Origin of the sequence: Fundicoccus culcitae (assembly GCF_024661895.1) — a bacterium.
In the GTDB taxonomy this organism is placed as follows: domain Bacteria; phylum Bacillota; class Bacilli; order Lactobacillales; family Aerococcaceae; genus Fundicoccus_A; species Fundicoccus_A culcitae.
The window spans coordinates 2,520,742-2,540,604 of the sequence record NZ_CP102453.1; the positions used below are offsets into that span (position 1 = coordinate 2,520,742).

At 35.2% G+C, this 19,863-nt stretch carries 17 protein-coding genes; all 17 read left to right on the plus strand.

Features of this window, described 5'->3' with window-relative positions:
* The first annotated feature begins 647 nt into the window (after window positions 1–647).
* The 17 genes from NRE15_RS11475 (at window position 648) to NRE15_RS11555 (ending at window position 19,836) form a co-directional block, all read left to right on the plus strand.
* Complete coding sequence (locus NRE15_RS11475) at window positions 648–2,225, plus strand: ABC transporter substrate-binding protein (RefSeq protein ID WP_313793016.1); 1,578 nt, start codon at window positions 648–650, stop codon at window positions 2,223–2,225.
* 64 nt (window positions 2,226–2,289) lie between these two features.
* Window positions 2,290–3,288 (plus strand): ABC transporter permease, encoded by a 999-nt coding sequence (locus NRE15_RS11480; RefSeq protein WP_313793017.1) that lies wholly within the window; start codon window positions 2,290–2,292, stop codon window positions 3,286–3,288.
* Between the two features lie 4 nt (window positions 3,289–3,292).
* Window positions 3,293–4,189 carry an ABC transporter permease gene (locus NRE15_RS11485; RefSeq protein WP_313793018.1) on the plus strand — a complete coding sequence of 299 codons (897 nt, stop codon included), beginning with the start codon at window positions 3,293–3,295 and terminating at the stop codon, window positions 4,187–4,189.
* Window positions 4,179–5,027: an ABC transporter ATP-binding protein gene (locus NRE15_RS11490; RefSeq protein ID WP_313793019.1), complete on the plus strand. Its 849-nt coding sequence runs from the start codon at window positions 4,179–4,181 to the stop codon at window positions 5,025–5,027. The genes NRE15_RS11485 and NRE15_RS11490 overlap by 11 nt, the downstream gene beginning before the upstream one ends.
* A gap of 3 nt (window positions 5,028–5,030) precedes the next feature.
* Window positions 5,031–5,858, plus strand: a complete 828-nt coding sequence (locus NRE15_RS11495) for an ATP-binding cassette domain-containing protein (protein ID WP_313793020.1) — start codon at window positions 5,031–5,033, stop codon at window positions 5,856–5,858.
* Between the two features lies 1 nt (window position 5,859).
* Window positions 5,860–6,957, plus strand: coding sequence for a DUF917 domain-containing protein (locus tag NRE15_RS11500; RefSeq protein WP_313793021.1), 1,098 nt, complete (start codon window positions 5,860–5,862; stop codon window positions 6,955–6,957).
* Window positions 6,935–8,011: a DUF917 domain-containing protein gene (locus NRE15_RS11505; RefSeq protein WP_313793022.1), complete on the plus strand. Its 1,077-nt coding sequence runs from the start codon at window positions 6,935–6,937 to the stop codon at window positions 8,009–8,011. The genes NRE15_RS11500 and NRE15_RS11505 overlap by 23 nt, the downstream gene beginning before the upstream one ends.
* Before the next feature lies 1 nt (window position 8,012).
* The gene (locus NRE15_RS11510; RefSeq protein ID WP_313793023.1) at window positions 8,013–9,572 is read left to right on the plus strand and encodes a hydantoinase/oxoprolinase family protein; all 1,560 of its coding nucleotides are present in this window, start codon (window positions 8,013–8,015) and stop codon (window positions 9,570–9,572) included.
* Between the two features lie 485 nt (window positions 9,573–10,057).
* Window positions 10,058–11,239: an ROK family transcriptional regulator gene (locus tag NRE15_RS11515; RefSeq protein WP_313793024.1), complete on the plus strand. Its 1,182-nt coding sequence runs from the start codon at window positions 10,058–10,060 to the stop codon at window positions 11,237–11,239.
* Between the two features lie 17 nt (window positions 11,240–11,256).
* Complete coding sequence (locus tag NRE15_RS11520; RefSeq protein WP_313793025.1) at window positions 11,257–12,540, plus strand: ABC transporter substrate-binding protein; 1,284 nt, start codon at window positions 11,257–11,259, stop codon at window positions 12,538–12,540.
* A 79-nt stretch (window positions 12,541–12,619) separates the two neighbouring features.
* Window positions 12,620–13,519: a carbohydrate ABC transporter permease gene (locus NRE15_RS11525; RefSeq protein WP_313793026.1), complete on the plus strand. Its 900-nt coding sequence runs from the start codon at window positions 12,620–12,622 to the stop codon at window positions 13,517–13,519.
* Entirely contained in the window at window positions 13,512–14,354 is an 843-nt protein-coding gene (locus NRE15_RS11530) for a carbohydrate ABC transporter permease (RefSeq protein ID WP_390887148.1), read from the plus strand. The genes NRE15_RS11525 and NRE15_RS11530 overlap by 8 nt, the downstream gene beginning before the upstream one ends.
* A 1-nt stretch (window position 14,355) precedes the next feature.
* On the plus strand, window positions 14,356–15,810 hold the full coding sequence (locus NRE15_RS11535; RefSeq protein WP_313793028.1) for a glycoside hydrolase family 32 protein: 1,455 nt from the start codon (window positions 14,356–14,358) through the stop codon (window positions 15,808–15,810).
* Window positions 15,811–15,820: 10 nt separating this feature from the next.
* The gene (locus NRE15_RS11540) at window positions 15,821–16,690 is read left to right on the plus strand and encodes an ROK family protein (RefSeq protein WP_313793029.1); all 870 of its coding nucleotides are present in this window, start codon (window positions 15,821–15,823) and stop codon (window positions 16,688–16,690) included.
* A gap of 336 nt (window positions 16,691–17,026) precedes the next feature.
* Window positions 17,027–19,108, plus strand: a complete 2,082-nt coding sequence (locus NRE15_RS11545; RefSeq protein ID WP_313793030.1) for a BglG family transcription antiterminator — start codon at window positions 17,027–17,029, stop codon at window positions 19,106–19,108.
* Window positions 19,101–19,547, plus strand: coding sequence for a PTS sugar transporter subunit IIA (locus tag NRE15_RS11550; protein ID WP_313793031.1), 447 nt, complete (start codon window positions 19,101–19,103; stop codon window positions 19,545–19,547). The genes NRE15_RS11545 and NRE15_RS11550 overlap by 8 nt, the downstream gene beginning before the upstream one ends.
* 1 nt (window position 19,548) lies before the next feature.
* Window positions 19,549–19,836, plus strand: a complete 288-nt coding sequence (locus tag NRE15_RS11555) for a PTS sugar transporter subunit IIB (RefSeq protein WP_313793032.1) — start codon at window positions 19,549–19,551, stop codon at window positions 19,834–19,836.
* Window positions 19,837–19,863 lie beyond the last annotated feature (27 nt).

A 19,863-nucleotide genomic window follows, 5' to 3' on the forward strand; every position in this document is an offset into this window, starting at 1 on the left:
CCCTGAAACTTCCCCCAGATTCCGGTAGTCAAATCAAGCTAAGTACCGCCATCGCCACATGCCGGTACTCCCGCCCAACCGACTACCTCCAACCCTGAAACTTCCCCCAGATTCCGGTAGACGAATCAAGCTAAGTACCGCCATCGCCACATGCCGGTACTCCTACCCAACCGACTACCCCCAACCACACTACCAGACCACACCCCCAACCTCACCCCCAGACCCCACCACGATTACCCATCTCCACTTTTCTTTTTAATACCATCTTCCATCATATAATCATCCAAACCATCAACAAACACTCGTAGTAGATTCAAAAGTAATGTGCTTGATTCTTGCATCTAAGGCGCTTCAATCAAACACCTCTCGAACATAACTATCGAACTAATATAAAATTGTCCGAAACATTTTTATAGCTAGAAAAGCCTTTTCACAAGCGATTTATAAAGAGAAGAATTTTTGCACTATATGAAAAAGTAAACGATTGCCTACCCAATATAGTTTTATCCTCCAACAAACACCCTAACAAACTCTAATCTTCCTCTAATATCAGAAGGCGTTTTCACTAAAAAAAATAAAAAAAGTCTATCTTTTCACAATTTTATATGTTAGCATAATTAGAAATTAGTGAGAAAGAAGGCGTGATTATGAAAAAATTCAAATGGTTTACATTACTATCAACCTTAGTGTTGGGCTTTAGTATTTTTAGTTCTACCTTGCAAGTTTCTGCCGCTGAGTTTTCCGTTTCAAGTTTGTATCCCCAACCGGTAGGAACAATTGATCCAGCAAAAGCAGTCGATTATACGGAAATGGCGGCAGCTGTTAACTTATATGACCCACTGTTTTACCCTGAAGGTGGAGGTTCTATTACTCCTATGCCGCATTTAGCCAGTGATTACGAAGTATCTGAAGACGGAACAGTGTATACCATAAATTTACGCAATGACGTTACTTTCCATAGTGGCAACCCATTAACAGCTAATGACGTGGTTTACTCATTAGAAAGAATGCTAGCCATTGGCCAAGGAAATTCTTGGTTATGGGAAGGCTTATTCGAGGAAAATGGCTACGTAGCCACCAATGACCACACAGTGGAATTCACATTAACACGTCCATTTGCACCATTTATTGCCTCATTAACACAGTTATTTATTGTGGATTCTCAATTAGTACAAGCGAATGAACAAGATGGCGACTATGGTCAAGCTTTCCTAAACTCAAATGATGCTGGTTCTGGACCTTATACCTTAGGCGTATGGAACCGTGAAAGTGACTTTAACCTTGACTGGTTTGAAGATTACTTCTTAGGTTGGGAAGAAAACTCTGTACAACATGCGACCATCTTGAATGTTGGAGAAGAAGCGACCGCTAAATCACTCCTTATTTCAGGTCAAGTGGATCACGTTCATGGAAATATGAATCCAACGGCTTATGTTGAATTTGCTCAACAAGATAATTTAACCGTTTATGATGCGCCAAGTGCGACCCTTTTTGAAGCTGTTATGAATACACAAGCTGCACCAACGGATGACATTAATGTCAGAAAAGCCATTGCTCACGCCGTGGATTACACCATTGTTCAACAACAAATTTTAGGTAATTCGGATGCGGCTAGAGGGCCTGTGCCAATCTCTTTAGAGAGCAATAGCGAAACGGCAACCGTTTATGACTACGATCTTGAAAAAGCTCAAGCTTACATGGATCAATCCGCTTACGCTGGTCAAGAAGTCACCGTCACCATGATGTACATGGCTGATCAAACGGACCAGCGTCAATTAAGTCAATTGTTTACCCAAAACTTAGCTCAAATTGGAATTACGGTAGAGTTAATCCCAACGACATGGCCTCCATTTACTGAAGCCATGACAAGCCCTGAAACCACAGCAAATATCTCTGTCTTACTCGATTCTTTAGCCTATCCACACGTAGACAGTCATACCTTTGGTAAATATCACCCATCTGCACATGGTAGTTACCGTTCAGCTGCCTGGTTAGATGATGCGGATGTGACAGCTAAACTAGAAGAAGCTAGAATGGCGATTGATTTTGAAGAACAAGATACTTTATATAAAGAAGCACAAGATATGATTACAGAACTTTCGCCGTCACTTTATTTAGGAAATTTAACGGAAAAAGTAGCGCACTCTAATCGTATCACTCAATATGAACCAAGTATGTTATTAGGATACACCTTAGCCTTTTACCATATGCGTGTTGCAGATTAATTGTAAGATTTTTAAGAAAGAATCGAGGTGACATTCGGTTCTTTCTTTGTTTATAGGAGGACTTATGAGTAAATTTATTATTAAACGGTTTCTAGGTTTACTAGTAACCATTTTAGGCTTATCCATCCTAATGTTTATCTTATCTCGACTAATGCCAGGGGATGCGATTCGTTATGCCCTAGGACCTAATGCGACTGAGGCGCAAGTCTTACAGATGGAAGAACAACTTGGTTTAAACCTCTCTTATCCACAACAATATTGGAATTATTTAACCGGTTTTCTAACCGGTGATATGGGAATGTCACTAAGAACCAATCGAAATGTTGCTTTAGATATTATTGATACCTTCCCTGCAACTTTTGAGTTAGCCATTATTGCAACCATATTGTCAGTGGTTATCGGGATTCCTTTAGGAATCCTATCTGCCACACATTATAATCAACTGCCTGATTTTCTTATTCGTATTTTCTCTATGACAGGAATTGCTATTCCGGAATTCTTCTTAGCTATTGTTTTGCAAATTATTTTTGGTTATATGTTAGGTTGGTTGCCAATCATAGGACGTGGACCTGGTCCAGAGACCACTGTCACTGGATTATTTTTACTCGATAGCCTAATTACCTTAGATTGGGAAGCGCTGTGGATATCCTTTAAACACATTATCTTACCATCCATCACCTTAGCGATTGCGCCAATGGCGCAAATTATGCGGATGACACGGAATAATATGTTGTCGAGAAAAAACAAAGATTACATTCTAGCAGCTAGAGCGTATGGTCTACCTAAAGATATTGTGGAAAACAGATATTTATTAAAAAATTCAATTACGTCTTTACTGACGATTATTGGGATGCAGTTTGGATCACTCATCGGGAATGCCTTTTTAGTTGAAACGGTCTTCTCGTGGCCGGGCATGGCGCAATACAGTATTAATGGTTTGGTTGCTAATGACTATAATTCCATTATTAGTGTGACCTTGATTGTAGGGATTATGTTTGCTTTGGTTAACTTGATTGTCGATATAATGTACGGTTACTTTGATCCAAGAATAAAAGTGGGGTAATGAAATGGAAATCGCAAATAGGACTAAAGAACTGAGTCCAACTAGAAAGAAAATTAAACGTTTATTCAAAAACAAATTAACGATTGTCGGCTTTGTTATTATTGTGGTGATTGTAATAACTGCCATTTTAGCCCCTTATATCGCGCCACATCCAGAATCGATTACAGGTGAAATTAACTTTTTATCTATGTTATTGCCGCCGAGTAGTGAGTATTTCTTTGGGACAGATGATATTGGTCGTGATATCTTTAGTCGTGTCTTATACGGCGCGTGTTATTCCTTATTAATGGGGATTGTGGTTTTAACTGTCGCCATTTTAATCGGAGTGCCACTTGGTTTAATTGCCGGTTATTGGGGCGGTAGGGTCAACAGTGTCATCATGAGAATCACCGATATTTTCTTGGCGGTGCCTTCCATAGTGTTAGCCATGGTTGTTTCAGCGATTCTTGATCCGTCACTCCTTACTACTATGGTAGCTATTTCTTTTAGCTGGTGGCCATGGTTTACGCGCTTGGTTCAAGCGGAAACTTTGAATATTAAAAACGAACAATATATTAAAGCCTCACAAGGGATGGGTGCCAGTAAATTTCGGACGACCTTTAGGGAAGTCCTACCTAACGTTATTCCAACCATTATAGTTAAAGCAACAACCGATATGGGCTTTGTTATTTTAACAGGTGCGAGCCTTGGTTTCCTAGGGTTGGGACCTAAACCACCCGCACCAGAATGGGGAAACATGGTAGCAGAAGGGCGCGTCTTTTTGCCAACCCAGTGGTGGGTATCAGTCTTTCCAGGTTTAGCCATTGTTTTAACGGTTCTTGGCTTTAATTTATTCGGTGATGGCTTACGTGATTTGTTTGACGTCGAAATAGATTATGAGGTGCTAGAGTATGACAAATAAGCATTTATTAAGTGTAAATGACCTTAGTGTAGGTTTTGCAAGCCATAATCATGTCATCAATACCATTCGTGATGTCAATATATACATTGATAAAGGAGAAAGTGTGTCGATTGTAGGCGAGTCAGGTTCTGGAAAAACCGTCACCTGTCGCTCAATGCTTGGGCTTGTTCCAACACCTCCAGCGGTTTATCAAAAAGGCAATATTATGTTCGATAACACCAATTTGCTAGACCTGAAAGAAAGTGATTGGCGCCATTATCGTGGCTCACGGATTTCCATGGTTTTCCAAGATCCGATGACCGCCTTAAACCCTGTCTACTCCATTGGGCAACAACTAGAAAATGTCTATATTTTTCAAGGCAAGAAAAGTGTGCATTCCAAATTAGACAAACCCTTAAGAGTCCTTAGAAGAGAAGCCAAGACGCGCTCACTCGAACTCTTAGAAAAAATGCAGCTGCCTGAACCTGAAAAGATGCTGACTCGTTACCCACATGAATTAAGTGGCGGTCAACGTCAACGGATTATTATTGCCTTGGCCTTAGTTCATCATCCGGAACTTTTAATTTGTGATGAACCTGGGACGGCACTTGATGTGACAGTTCAAGCAAGCATTAACGAAGAATTAACGCGTTTAGTAAAAGATGAAGGTATTTCAATGTTTTACATTACCCATAATTTGGGTGTGGCTAAAAATGTCAGTGATCGCATTTATGTTATGCAATTAGGGGAAGTGGTGGAGGAAGGTTTAACGGATGATGTCTTCTTAAATCCGCAAAATGACTATACCAAATCCCTCATTAATGCCTTGCCGCGAATCATTGATCAAAAGGTGGTTTAAGCGATGACAGAAAATATTTTAGAACTAACCAATGTCAGCAAATATTTTGAATTGAAGGAAGGCTTTTTTAACCGTAAAACGCAAACCGTCAAAGCCGTTGAAAATGTCTCTTTTGTGATTCCAAAGCGACAAACCTTTGCGGTTGTAGGTGAGTCCGGCTCCGGTAAGTCAACCCTAGCCAACTTAATTATGAAATTTACCGATGTGACCCAAGGTGATATCCGCTTCAAAGGGGAATCCATTTTAACCCTTACTGACAACCAATTAAATACATATCGCCAACAAGTACAAATGGTTTTTCAAGACCCCTCGTCTTCTTTAAACCCATCAAAAACCCTGCGTCAAATCATCGAAGAACCCATGATTATTCATAAAGTGGGCGATGCAGTAAGCCGTAAGAAGCGGGTCGAGGAATTATTGGAAGTCATTCGCTTACCGAAGTCCTTTATCGACCGCTATCCTCATACTTTGAGCGGGGGACAAAAACAGCGGGTTGGGATTGCGCGAGCCATTGCCTTGGATTGTGACTTGTTGATCTTGGATGAACCGACATCGGCTTTAGATGTGTCCGTTCAAGCCACCATTATTCAGCTACTTGAAGAAATCCAAGCAGAATTTGGCATGACCTACTTTTTCATTACTCATGACCTAGCCTTAGTAAAGAATTTCTGTGATGAAGCGATTGTCATGAAAAGCGGAGAAATTATTGAGCGCGGGCCTGTTAAAGCGATATTTAATCATCCGCAAGAAGATTATACGAAGAAATTAATTAAAGCCATTCCCGTTATTTCAAAGGAAGAGGAAGACTTTTTAGCGTCGATTGGAGTGTAATATGAGGTATATCGGAGTAGAAGAAATTGAAAAAATTGCCCTAGGGGCGACGTTATTAGGAACAGGTGGCGGAGGGGATCCAACGATTGGGACACTCATTAGTAAACAAGCCATTGAACAATATGGTCCTGTCCAACTGTTATCAATCGATGAGGTGGACGACAAATTATTAGTCGCTTCTCCTTCAGGGATTGGGGCACCAACGGTCAGTGTTGAGAAAATCCCTGATATTGAATCGCATGAACGCGCCTTAGAAATAATCGAAGATTATTTAGATGTAAGAGTTGATGCTCTGTTTCCAATTGAAGCTGGTGGGAGTAATAGTTTAGTGCCTTTTCCCATTGCAGCTAAAAGAGGGATTCCTGTCATCGATGCCGATGGCATGGGACGAGCTTTTCCTGAAGTGCAGATGGTGACGTTTTATCTGGATGGTTTACAAGGGATGCCGATGGGGATTGCTGATATGCAAGGCAACGTGGCCTTAATTAATGGGATGTCTGCCGTTGAAGGGGAGAAAATTGCCCGCAGTATCACCACCACCTTTGGTGGGACAGCTTCGGATGCTTCTTATGTTATGACGGCTGATAAATTAAAGCAGAGTGGTGTCATTGGAACCTTAACCTTGTCTGAACAGATTGGTGAGATTTTATTAACCGCTGATAAACCTATTCCTGCGTTACTAAAACTATTAAATGCCTTTTTATTATTTAAAGGGAAGGTCTTTGATGTTTCCCGTAAAACGGAAGGTGGCTTTGTTAGAGGCTTTACTCAATTAACCGGCTTAGATGAGTATGAAGATGAAACGGCTGAAATGTCCTTTCAAAATGAAAATCTTATTTTTAAACGTAACGAAGACGTTATTTGTATGACACCGGACCTCATTTGTGTCTTGGATTTAGAAACAGGTATGCCGGTGACGACTGAACGGGTAAAATTTGGTATTAGGGTAGCGGTTATCGGTATTCCTTGTGACCCGAAATGGCGTGTTCCTAAAGGGATTGAAGTCGTTGGTCCAAGGTACTTTGGTTATGATATGGATTATGTAGAAGTAGAAAATTTAAACAAGGAGGATCTGCATGAGATTAATTGGGAAAGATGAAATTGAAAAAATTGCCATTGGTGCGGCTATTTTAGGTACCGGAGGTGGAGGTGATCCATTTATTGGTAAATTAATGGCGCTTCAAGCAGTAGAAAAATATGGTCCCATTAAATTGCTGAGCCCTGATGAATTAAATGATGATGATTTTATTGTCCCTTCTGCCATGATGGGAGCTCCTACCGTTATGGTTGAAAAAGTTCCAAGTGGTGAGGAATCCATTGAGGCTTTTCAAATTTTAGGTAATTACTTTGAAAAAGAAATTACGGCAACTATGCCAATTGAAGCAGGTGGTGTTAATTCGCTTATCCCATTTGCTTTAGCGGCCACCTTAGGGATTCCAGTAGTGGATGCTGATGGTATGGGACGAGCTTTTCCAGAGTTACAAATGGTTACCTTCTACTTAGATGGCATTAATGCTTCACCGATGGTTTTAGCGGATGAAAAAAGAAATACGACTTTAGTAAAAGCCATTGACGGTATGTGGACGGAAAAGATTGCTCGTCCGATTACTATGGCTGCGGGTGGATCGATTATGAATGCCATTTACCCAATGACCGGTAAACAAGTTAAAGATTCCTCCATTCATCACTCCTTAACTTTAGAAGAAAAACTTGGTGATATTATCTTAAATTCTAAGCATCCTATCGATGAATTAAAGGCAGAACTGCATGCTATTGAGTTATTTAATGGGAAATTAGTGGACGTTTCAAGACACACCGATGGTGGTTTTGTTCGTGGGAAAGTTATCTTTGAAGGCATTAATGATTATGCCGGTTCAAAAAGTGAATTAGAATTTCAAAATGAAAATCTAATCTGTTTGGTTGACGGAAAACCTAAATGTATCACTCCGGATTTAATCTCTGTTTTGGATGCAGAAACGGGCATGCCAATTACCACTGAAGGCTTGAAATTCGGTATGCGTTGTATCGTGATTGGGATGCCTGCCGATAACAAATGGCGAACCGAAGCAGGTATCAAAGCTGTCGGACCACGATATTTTGGTTATGATATGGATTTTGTACCACTTGAAGAACTAAACAAAGAGGAGGCATAATATGCAATACAAATTAGGAATTGATGTAGGTGGAACGAATACAGATGGGGTTTTGCTAGATGAAAACATGACAGTGATTGCCTCCTATAAGACACCTACAACCGAAGATATCCAATCAGGAATTGAAGCAACCATTGCGAAAGTTCTAGAAAATACTACTATCGATAAAAAAGATATTAAGTTTGCGATGTTAGGAACGACCCAATGTACCAATGCTATTGTGACCCGTAATGGATTGAATAAAGTCGGGGTTATCCGGATTGGGTTACCTGCTGGAGCAGCCATTGCACCGATGTACAGTATTCCTAGCGACTTAACAGAAACCATTAATGCGGGAGCTTACCAAGTGCATGGTGGCCATGAATTTAATGGTGACTTAATTTCACCCTTAGATGAAGATCGGATTCGTGAAATTGCCCATGAATTAAAAGGCAAAACGAATTCCATTGCGATTACGTCTATTTTCTCACCTGTGAATGATAGCCAAGAAATCCGTGCTCAAGAAATTTTAGAAGAAGAATTAGGCACTCAAGGGATGACTTACTCCTTATCATCCAGTATTGGAAGTATCGGTCTCTTAGAAAGAGAAAATACGACGATTTTAAATGCCTCCATTATTGATGTGGCTAAACGTACCACAGAAGGCTTTCAAAACGCCTTACAGTCACATGGTATCGACTCAGAAGTCTACTTCTGTCAAAATGATGGCACCTTAATGTCAAAAGAATATACTTTAAAATATCCTATTTTGACCGTCGCTTGTGGGCCAACCAACAGTTTAAGAGGAGCCAGCTTCCTAACCAACCAAAGTGATGCTATCATCGTTGATATTGGTGGCACAACTACCGATATCGGTGTTTTACAAAATGGATTCCCAAGAGAATCTTCCTTGTCGGTTGAATTAGGCGGCGTCCAAACTAACTTTAGAATGCCAGATATCTATTCGATTGGTTTAGGCGGGGGAACGATTGTCAGTGTCGATGGTGACCACTTTCTAGTCGGTCCAAAAAGTGTCGGTTATCAATTAACTGAAAAAGCCTTGATTTTTGGTGGTGATACCTTGACTGTGACCGATATTGCGGTAGCTAAAGGGGTTCTTGAACTTGGCGACAAAGAGAGAGTGGCTGATTTGGATACGGCTTTCGTTGATAGTGTGTACACGGAATTACTTGAGATGATTTCTCAAGGGGTTGAACGGATGAAAACCAGCGCCAACGATGTGCCTGTCATCCTTTGTGGGGGCGGTAGTGCCTTGATTGAAGGGGACATTCGTGGTGCAAGCCAAGTTGACACACCTGAAAGTGGTGCGGTTGCTAATGCGATTGGTTCAGCCATTTCTGACATTAGTGGTGATTTAGATCGTATTTACGATATTTCACCAGACAACCGTATGGCTATGATTGAAGCCATTAAAGTAGAAGCCATTCAAAATGCGGTCGATGCAGGTGCGGACCCTGATAATACGACTATCATTTCATTTGAAGATGTGCCGTTGGCTTATCTGCCTGGCAACGCCACGCGCGTGAAAGTTAAAGCTGCAGGTGCTTTGAAGGCCAAGTAAAACCTTTTAAATAAATATCACTGCTAGTACAGCTCCAATAACCGAGTGTTTTTAAATAATTGTGGAACCGTCATGGGCCTAGGTCCCAGGACTCGCCTGGCTACTCATTCCCTAAGTCCTAAAGGCCTAAGGGAATGATGTGTGCCAGTGCGTTCTTGACACAATTATTAAAAAACACTCGGTTATTTACGCTGTGGTGGGTGAGTGGATCTGGTTAAGTACGTTCAACGTAACTTGCCGGTACTTGAATCAAAACGATTACCTTAAACTTAATTATCAAATAAAAGATCGAACTCTACTTCGAAGTAAAGAATAGTCTTTTTGTTATGGGAAATAAATTCTATTTAAAAAAAATATTTTTAGAAAAAATCTGAAAGCGCTTGACAACACGAATTATTTTATGTATATTAATCTTAACTTAGTTAAGACTTAACAAAGTTAAGTCATTAGTAAGTAAAGGGATATGCTATATAGGAGTGTTACTTATGAACAAAGGCTTGAAACCATCAGATATTTCTTTGGGTAATAAAAATTTAATTGTTCGTTTAATAACAAATAATGAAATAATGTCCAGATCAGAAATTAGCAGGATTACGGGATTATCGGAAGCTGCAGTTTCAAAGATAGTCGCATCATTAATTGATAATAAAATACTTAAAGAGGGGGAATTTGTTAAAGGAATACGAGGTAGAAGAGCGATTGGAGTAACAATAGATAATGAAACTTATAGGATTTTATCAGTACATTTATCAAGAAGATATTTTAAAATTGGAAAATTTAATCTTTCAGGAGAATGCGAAGAATCAAAAGTAATTGAATTCGAAACAATTAATGCAAATGAAATGTTGAAGCAAGTTATCATTGAAGTAAAAAATGAACTTAGCAAAGATAATAGATATCTGTCATTAGGAGTAGCTGTTCCTGGACCTTTCGATATGCAAACGGGAGTTATTATGTTGATGACTGAAATAATTGGTTTCGATAATATTAATATAAAAGACGTATTTGAGAACGAAATAGATATTCCAGTAATTATTACACATGATGCTAACGCGGGAGCTTTAGCATGTATAAATAATGAATCTGAAAGAATGACATCAAATCTAGCATATTATTTAGTTGGTGAAGGGGTCGGAGTAGGGGTGATTAATGAAGGTAATTTAGTATTGGGTAATAGAGGAGTTGCTGGTGAACTAGGACATGTAAGTATTGATCATCAAGGTAAAAAATGTAAATGTGGTAACCATGGGTGTTTAGAATTATATTGTTCTTCACTATCTATAATAAATCAGGCAATTAGTTTGCGATGGGAATATACTGATTCAAAGATATTTTCTAAAGAAAAAATAACGATTCGACATATTGTTGAATGTGCAGATAATAATGATTTATTAGCAATGAAAATTTTGAAAGAAGCAGGTTACTATATATCTTTGGGCGTACTAAACATAATAAATTCATATAATCCAGAAGAAATTATTATTGGGGATGAATTGTCAATTGCGTCTAAGTATATTCAAAGTGAGTTAGATGAAGTGTTAAATGAAAGAGGAATTTCTGACGTTATTAAAGAAACATCCATTATATATGCAGATCCTCAAGTTGATTATATATTAAAAGGTGCTGCTATAAATGCGATTGATGAAACAGTAGCGATTATTTATTAAAAAAGGAGAGTTTTTAAATGAAAAATTTCAAAAAAATTATTATGTTGTTATTAACCGTTGTGTTTTTTTCAGGTAATTTAAGTTTAGTTTCTGCACAAGAAGATAATGTTATTTCTTTATGGGTACAATACTCTGAAGAATCTGCTGAAGGTCAGGTGATGGTAAATTCCGCAAATGAATTTAATGAAACAAATGAATTTGGATATATTGTCGAAGTAAATTATGTTCCTAGAAGTGCATCAGGTGGAGGATATGAAGATGTAATAAATGCAGCTTTAACTACAAACACATTACCTGACGTATTTACATTGGATGGACCAAATGTAGCTGCTTATGCTAGTTCTGGAATGTTACAACCATTGGATGATTATATCACTAATCAAGAAGATATCTTACCAAGTATTATAGATCAAGGTACGTTCGATGGTAATCTTTATGCTGCGGGCTACTCTGAATCTGGCGTTGGTATTTACTATAACATTGACATGTTAGAAGAAGCAGGAATCGATATTACTACATTACCAACTGTCGATGATCCTTGGGATTGGAATCAATTTAATGAATTATTGGAACAATTGTATGCACATTATAATAAACCAATATTAAATATGGGATTTGATGATCATTCAGAATGGTTATTGTATGCATTTGCGCCTTATGTATGGTCAGCAGGTGGAGATATTGTAAGTGAAGATACTACTAAAGCTATAGGAGTATTTGATTCAGATGCTAATGTTACTGCATTTGAGTTCATTCAATCACTAATCGAAAATAATTATAGTACCATTACTCCTATTGAATATGGATTCCATTCAGGTGAGTATGCATTATATATGAGTGGTTCTTGGACTATGCAACAATTAGATAGTGAATATCCAGACACTAACTATGGAATCATGCCGTATCCAGTATCACCAGAGACTCAAGAATTAGTAAGTCCAACTGGTAGTTGGGCATATGGTATGTCTACAACCACTGATAACCCAGATGCTGCAGGAGCATTGATAGATTTTCTAATGTCAGAAGAACAATTGTATAATATGAGTATGGGAAATAGTGTATTACCAGCAAGACAATCAGTTGCTGATCGAATGATGGAAGAAGTAAGTGAACCAATGGCAATTCTTATTGAACAAAACACTAAGACAGGAAAAGCAAGACCTAAGATAGTTGATTATCCTCAAATTAGTCGTACATTCCAACAAACAGTTACTGAATCAACATATTTTGAACAAAACTCAGATGTAAAAGCATTGTTAGAAATAAAAGCTCAAGAGATGGAATCTATTTTAGTACAATAGCAATAGATAAAATGGGTGATTTGTGATAGTAAATCATAATTCACCCTTTTATTATAGGACTGTGAAAAGAGGTAAATTTATGGAAATGAAATTATTCCAAAAAAATAAAAAAGTAAGAGAAAATATTTCAGGATACTTATTTCTTGCGCCAGCATTTATAATTTTAGGACTATTTTTGTTCATACCAACTTTAATGTCAATATATTATTCTTTTACAGATTATTATATGTTGACTCCAGATAAAACAACAGTTATTGGTTTTGATAACTTTACTAGACTATTTAAAGACCCATTAATGAGAAAAAGTATAATTAACATTTTTCAGTTTGTAATTTTAATTATGCCGATTCAAGTTGGTGCAGCGTTAGGGTTGGCTTTATTAGTAAATAATAATAAAAAACACACAATTATTTATAAGATTGCTTATTTTTCGCCAGTAGTTATGTCACTAGTTGTAGTTTCGATTTTATGGATGTATTTACTTAATCCATCTGCAGGCTTAATTAATGAAATATTAGTTAGAATTGGTTTGGATCGTCAACCTTTTTTATCAAGTCCAAACCAAGCTATGATAACAATAGTCTTTGTTTCAGCATGGCAAGGCGCAGGATATCAAATGTTAATTTTTCTAGCTGGATTACAAAATATACCTAATGAAGTTTATGAAGCTGCTACTATTGACGGAGCTAACCGTTGGCAACAGTTTACAAAAATTACGTTACCAATGTTAAAACCAACTTCAATTTTAATACTTACTACAACATTAATTGATGCATTTAAATTAATTATTCAACCAATGGTTATGACCCAAGGAGGACCGCTAAATTCTACATTAACCCCTGTATACTATATTTATAGAACTGGATTTACAGATAGATATGTTGGCTATGCAAGTGCCATGACGGTTATTTATGGTGCGATAATTATTATATTTACTTTAATTCAAAGAAGACTAACAGGAGCGGATGAAAATGAATAATAAAACAACTAAAATATTATTTAACATACTGAGCATAATATTAGCATTATTATTTGTTTTCCCATTAGTATGGATGGTTGTTTCATCAATGAAACCAGAAGCAGCAATTTTTGATGATATGGGTACCTTGAAATCATTTCTTCCATCAAGCCATGTTAGTGAATGGTTCCAATCATATAGTACAATAGTTGATCGATTTGATATAGTCCGTTATTTAGGAAATAGTATATTCTATGCTTTAGCAGTAACAATTGGTTCGATAATTATTAACTCATTAGCTGGATTTGCATTTGCTACTATAGATTTTAAATATAAAAAAGTACTTTTTGGATTAATGATTGCACTATTAGTAATTCCAGCAGAAACTATTATTATTACAAAATTTGTTGTTGTTCAAAGACTTAACTTAATTAATACTCCATTAGCTGTTATTTTACCTCTTTTGGCAACACCTCTTTATATTTATATGTTTACAGTATTTTTTAGAGCAGTTTCTAAAGAAGTCCAAGAAGCAGCTATGATCGAAGGAGCTACAAAATTTGATATTTATTTAAGAGTTATGTTACCAATGTCTAAACCAGCAATCGCGACTGTTGGAACTTTATCATTCATAATGAGTTGGAATGATTATATTTGGCCATTAATGGTAATTACAAATTCAGAGAGATATCCATTGCAAGTGGCGATAACGAATATCAATAATACTCAACCCGTTTATATAAGTCAAATAATGGCAATGTTAACAATATCAACAATACCGTTAGTAATTATATATGTATTTTTCCAAAAATATTTAGTACAAGGACTAGGCGCAACTGGAACTGGAGAGAAATAGTATGAAATATACACTAGAAAAATCTAATGAATTTATTAAACAAAATTTAATCAATAAACAATTTTACCCTGTATTAAATTATAGTGCTCCTATCGGTTGGATTAACGATCCAAATGGGGTATCAATATATAATAATCAATATCATTTGTTTTATCAGTATTATCCTTATGATTCTAAGTGGGGACCAATGCACTGGGGACATAGTGTAAGTGAGGACGGAATTAATTGGGAAGATCAACCAGTTGCATTAGCTCCTGACCAATGGTATGACAAAGATGGATGTTTCTCAGGTAGTGCTATTGAAAAAGATGGGAAACTATATTTGATGTATACAGGACATTTAAATAATGAAGATGAAGAATCTAAAAGAGAAAATCAAAATATTGCTATCTCAGAAGATGGTATTCATTTTACTAAATATGAAAACAATCCAGTTCTTGATGAATCATCAATTCCAGCAGGAACTGCAGTTCAAGATTTTAGAGATCCAAAAATGTTTGAAAAAGATGGTGTTTTTTATTGTTTGATTGGTTCTAGAAGTTTAGAAGGAAGAGGGCAAGTTTTGTTGTATCGCTCGGACAACCTTTTGGAATGGGTCTTTGTATCCGTAATTTTAGAAAAAAGTGAATATTTAGGGTCAATGGCAGAATGTCCTGATATTTTATTTCTGGATGAAAAAGATGTCTTAGTTGTTTCTGCTATGGATTATTACCATAAAGATAAAGAAAAAAATTATCCTCATTGCACTTTAATGTTGGAAGGGAAGTTTAATTGGGAGACCTTTAAATTTGACATTTATTCAGTCAGAGAGATGGATGAAGGGCTTGATTTTTATGCACCTCAATCCGCATTAGATAAGGATGGAACTTACTTTGTTATCGCCTGGCATCAAGCTTGGAACCGAACATATCCAACAGATGTCTTAAAACATAGTTGGACTGGTCAGATGACCATGCCTAGACAATTATACTTAGAAGATGGACTTATTAAGCAACGGTTTCATCCGAATATTGTTGGAAAGTTAGATAAATTATATGAAGTAGATGAAATTCTTGTTGAAGATTTAAACTTTGATGAGTATAGACAATTGCAATTTCTATCATTTGAAACAGAAGTGCCGCTGAGCCTAGAATTCAGTTCGATTAATAAAATATCGAAAGTTACATTAGAAATTACGAATCAGAAACTTAACTTTACACGTAAAGAATCAGATATCTTGATTTATGATAGTGAAAGTAATGATATAAATAAAGTTGGAATGAGTATTTATAATGGACAGGCTAGACATCATGTAGAGATTATCCTTGATCGTTCATCGATACAAGTAATTATTGATAATTATTATGCAATGTCTAATACATTTTATTTGGATGAACCAATTGATAAGATTAACCTTGTTACTGATAATATTAAAAATAAAATTAATAATCTTCTAATTGGAACATTTATTAAATGAGGTGAAAGAAGTGTTAGGAGCAATTGAGGCAGGTGGGACAAAGTTTGTTTGTGCAGTTGGAGACCATGATTTTAAAATAATAGAAAAGGTGAGTTTTCCAACTACAAATCCTCAGGAAACTATGCAATATGTCTTTAATTTTTTTGATAAATACAAGAAAGCATTGGAAGGAATATCAATTGGTTCATTTGGACCAATTGATATAGATAAAAATTCTGAGACTTATGGTTTTATTACTAATACACCAAAAATCGGGTGGAAAAATTACAATTTTTTAGGCGAAATATTATTAAGATACAACCTTCCAACGTATTGGACTACTGACGTTAATGCATCAGTCTATGGTGAATATGTTTTAGGATCAGGAAAGAATCTAAAAAATATCGTATATTATACTATTGGCACCGGAGTTGGTGGTGGGGTTATATATGATGGGAAACTAATTGAGGGATATTCACATTTAGAATTAGGTCACCAATTAGTTAATAGACACGCAAAGGATAAATATAGTGGAAATTGTATGTTCCATGAAAATTGTTTAGAAGGGATGGCTTCAGGTCCTTCAATTGAAAATAGATTTGGTATAAAGGGAAATAACCTAGATGCAACTGATAATTTTTGGGACATCGAAGCATATTATATTGCCCAGAGTGCTTATAATTCTACTTTATTTTATGCTCCAGAAGCAATAATTTATGGTGGAGGAGTAATGAAACAAGACCACTTAATAAAAAAAGTTAAAAAAGAATTTGTAAAATTATTGAATGGTTATCGACCAATTCCTTCAATTGATGATTATATCCTGTCGCCAAAATTAGGTGATGAAGCTGCAATTATTGGATGCTTAGCATTAGCTAAAAAGTTAATAGTTCAAGAGTAAATTATAAGAAACAATATAGATATAGCAAAAGGATGAATAAAAGACATTCTCTTGCTATATTTTTATGCATAAAAGGTGTTGTATATTTCGATTAATGGTTTTGATAAAGTTTCTTAGTTTCATCTATTTTTTACTTCAACTTCATTCTAACTTTCACTGTCTTTCTAACCTATAATAGGCGCCTTGTTAGCATTTTATTTGAAGTTCTTTATATTTGACTGAGGGTACTGATTTAAACAGTTTTTTCTAAGTACATATATTTTTTCAAAAAAGCTGTGAAATTATTTATACTTGTATTAGTTTATTTTATTTATTATCCTTAACTTAGGTGATAATATGAAAAGTCGATTATTTGAAATGCTTCAGATTTTAGTCAGCCAGCAAAATTATCCAATAACTATTAATGAAATTGCTCAAAAATTCTCTGTAACAGAACGGACCATTCGATCTGATATAAAGTCAATTAATGAATTTTTAACAGAGAATAATTTGAAAACGCTTCAAGTTAATAAAAATAGAATTATAATCAATTTATCAAATGAAGAAATCAGAAAGTTTGAAAATATTAACAAACCAATTGATTACTACTCGAATAGTCAATTGAGATTACTAGATTTGATACTATCTTTTACTTTTGGAGAAGTTAAATTTATATATAGAAAACAAGAGGAATACAATATATCGAAGTCGACAATTGATAGTGATGTGAAGATCGTCAGAGAATTACTAGAAAAGTATCATCTTTCTTTAAACAACCAGACAACCAAATTCATTGAGGTTATAGGTAATGAAAAAGCGATTAGAGTAATGGTTTTTAATGTTATAAATAAAATAATTGGTGTAGTTGATATTACGAATGATGCAAAAAATCAAACACCAGAACGAAGGATTCTGTTTCAATATTTACCATTAAAATCTTTTCTAACAATCAGTGATTTATATAATAAATATATAGATAGTGATAATGATGTGATGTATAAAAATCAGACAATCTTATATTTAATAATTTGGATACACCGATTAAAAAATGGATATAAGTTACAAGGTGAATATTTTAGTGAGGAAAAATTAGATACTACCTTTGATAGTTTATTCAAAGAAATAATAGAACAATTTGATATCGCAATAAGTGTATCTGAAAAACATTATATTAAGTTGATTAATGAAACGCTTGATTCGGAGTCATATAATGAATTCTCTGAATGGTCTAGAGGGCAAATTATTACGATAGACTTAATCGAATATGTTCAAGATAAATTAAATATTGAATTTGAGCGAAAAGATGAACTTTTTTCTGGTTTATTTAAACATATTATCAAATTAATTAATAGAATTAAAAATAATATTCAAATTGTAAATCCACTTACTGATGAAATTAAAAGTAATAATGAAAAATTATTCAATACTATTAAATCATTTAAATATCAAGAACAAGATTATTTTAATAATATGACTGATGATGAAATTGCTTATTTGGCAATATACTTTTTAGTTAGTTTAAGTAAGAATCGGCAAAACAATGTATATATATTTAATGCGGTAGTATTTTGTAATTATGGAAAAGCAACAAGTCAGTTAATTGCACATATGTTGGAAGAGAATTTTAACGTAAAAGTGATTGCAAATCTATCAACTGATGAAATAACTTTAATAAATAAACTAGATGTCGATATTGCATTTTCTACAATAAATATACAGTTAGATACAATACCTCTATTAATAATTGACTCAATATTAATAAAAGAGAATTATGGGAAAATACAAAGGTTCTTAGATATTCACGATGATAATAAAAGACAAATAAAAAGTGAAATAATAAACAACAATGAGAATAGTCAGCTTTTTACGGATATTTTACAATTGATTAATAAAAGTAAAGGGCAAGTAAACGAATCAATTTACCAGGAATTAATTAAAATATTTAAAAACAATAATTTATATTTAGATGCTGAAGCAACATTACCAAAAATAAAAGATGTTCTTTTGGAAGGTAACATAATATTTAATTTAAAAGCATTTGATTGGCAAGATGCAATCACTAAAACAGCCACTCCACTTTTAGAAAAAGGAATAATTAATAGTAATTATTTGGAAGCAATGATTACAGCTGTTCGGTTACATGGACCGTATATTGCTATTGCTCCAAACATTGCATTAGCTCATTCCAGACCTAATGATGGTGTTAATCAGTTAGGATTGAGTGTGTCTAAACTGATAACTCCTATAAATTTTGGCCATGATAGTTATGATCCTATTAAGATTGTGTTTTGTATCGCTCCAGTCGATTCATATACACATATTAATATTATGAAAAGTATTTTTAATTTAATCAATACTGAAAATAAGTTACAAATGCTTACAGAAAGCGAAGGTATAGATGATTTTAAACGTACACTGATTGAAGAGAGGGATGATTAAAATTATAAGAGAATTATTGCCAAAAAGTAGAATGCAGCATAAGCAATCTGTTGCCAATTGGATGGAAGCTGTACAAATCGCAAGTGCCCCCTTACTTGATGAAGGATTTATTGAGGAAGAATATATAAATGCGATGATTGAAAGTGTGAATACTAATGGGCCATATATTGTACTAAAAGATTATTTTGCTCTACCGCATGCCCAAGCAGGAAAGGGCGTGCAAAAAAAAGGAATGTCACTTTTAACTTTAGAACAACCAGTAGATTTAAAAGGAAATCCAATAAAAAATTTTTTGGTCTTAGCAGCAATAGACTCAAATTCGCATTTAGAAGCATTATCAGATTTATCAAATTTGCTAATGAATGATGATATTTATGAAGTTTTTATTGCTGGAGATATAAGCAAAATCGATACGATATTAGAAAGTATGGTGGATTAAAATGTATAAATTTTTAGCAGTATGTGGTTTTGGTGTAGGATCTTCTATGGTTTTGAAAATGACTGTAGAGAAAGTGTGTAAAGAGAGAGGTGTGGAATGTAAAGTTGAAAATACTGATTTAAGTTCTGCTAAAGCGACTAAAGACATAGATGCAATTTTTACTAGTAAAGAATTAGGTGATGAATTAAAGAGGACAACAAATGTACCTGTTTTTCCTATTAAACGATACATGGATCAAGCAGAAGTAGGCGCAGCAATTGATGACTTTATTAATAGTAAAAGTAAATAACAAATTTATAGAAAGGACGATATTGTA

What these genes read in the sequence shown, in the direction of transcription:
- NRE15_RS11475 (WP_313793016.1), top strand. Translation starts at nt 648, where the DNA reads ATGAAAAAATTCAAATGGTTTACATTACTATCAACCTTAGTGTTGGGC.
- NRE15_RS11480 (WP_313793017.1), top strand. Translation starts at nt 2,290, where the DNA reads ATGAGTAAATTTATTATTAAACGGTTTCTAGGTTTACTAGTAACCATT.
- NRE15_RS11485 (WP_313793018.1), top strand. Translation starts at nt 3,293, where the DNA reads ATGGAAATCGCAAATAGGACTAAAGAACTGAGTCCAACTAGAAAGAAA.
- NRE15_RS11490 (WP_313793019.1), top strand. Translation starts at nt 4,179, where the DNA reads ATGACAAATAAGCATTTATTAAGTGTAAATGACCTTAGTGTAGGTTTT.
- NRE15_RS11495 (WP_313793020.1), top strand. Translation starts at nt 5,031, where the DNA reads ATGACAGAAAATATTTTAGAACTAACCAATGTCAGCAAATATTTTGAA.
- NRE15_RS11500 (WP_313793021.1), top strand. Translation starts at nt 5,860, where the DNA reads ATGAGGTATATCGGAGTAGAAGAAATTGAAAAAATTGCCCTAGGGGCG.
- NRE15_RS11505 (WP_313793022.1), top strand. Translation starts at nt 6,935, where the DNA reads ATGAGATTAATTGGGAAAGATGAAATTGAAAAAATTGCCATTGGTGCG.
- NRE15_RS11510 (WP_313793023.1), top strand. Translation starts at nt 8,013, where the DNA reads ATGCAATACAAATTAGGAATTGATGTAGGTGGAACGAATACAGATGGG.
- NRE15_RS11515 (WP_313793024.1), top strand. Translation starts at nt 10,058, where the DNA reads ATGAACAAAGGCTTGAAACCATCAGATATTTCTTTGGGTAATAAAAAT.
- NRE15_RS11520 (WP_313793025.1), top strand. Translation starts at nt 11,257, where the DNA reads ATGAAAAATTTCAAAAAAATTATTATGTTGTTATTAACCGTTGTGTTT.
- NRE15_RS11525 (WP_313793026.1), top strand. Translation starts at nt 12,620, where the DNA reads ATGGAAATGAAATTATTCCAAAAAAATAAAAAAGTAAGAGAAAATATT.
- NRE15_RS11530 (WP_390887148.1), top strand. Translation starts at nt 13,512, where the DNA reads ATGAATAATAAAACAACTAAAATATTATTTAACATACTGAGCATAATA.
- NRE15_RS11535 (WP_313793028.1), top strand. Translation starts at nt 14,356, where the DNA reads ATGAAATATACACTAGAAAAATCTAATGAATTTATTAAACAAAATTTA.
- NRE15_RS11545 (WP_313793030.1), top strand. Translation starts at nt 17,027, where the DNA reads ATGAAAAGTCGATTATTTGAAATGCTTCAGATTTTAGTCAGCCAGCAA.
- NRE15_RS11550 (WP_313793031.1), top strand. Translation starts at nt 19,101, where the DNA reads ATGATTAAAATTATAAGAGAATTATTGCCAAAAAGTAGAATGCAGCAT.
- NRE15_RS11555 (WP_313793032.1), top strand. Translation starts at nt 19,549, where the DNA reads ATGTATAAATTTTTAGCAGTATGTGGTTTTGGTGTAGGATCTTCTATG.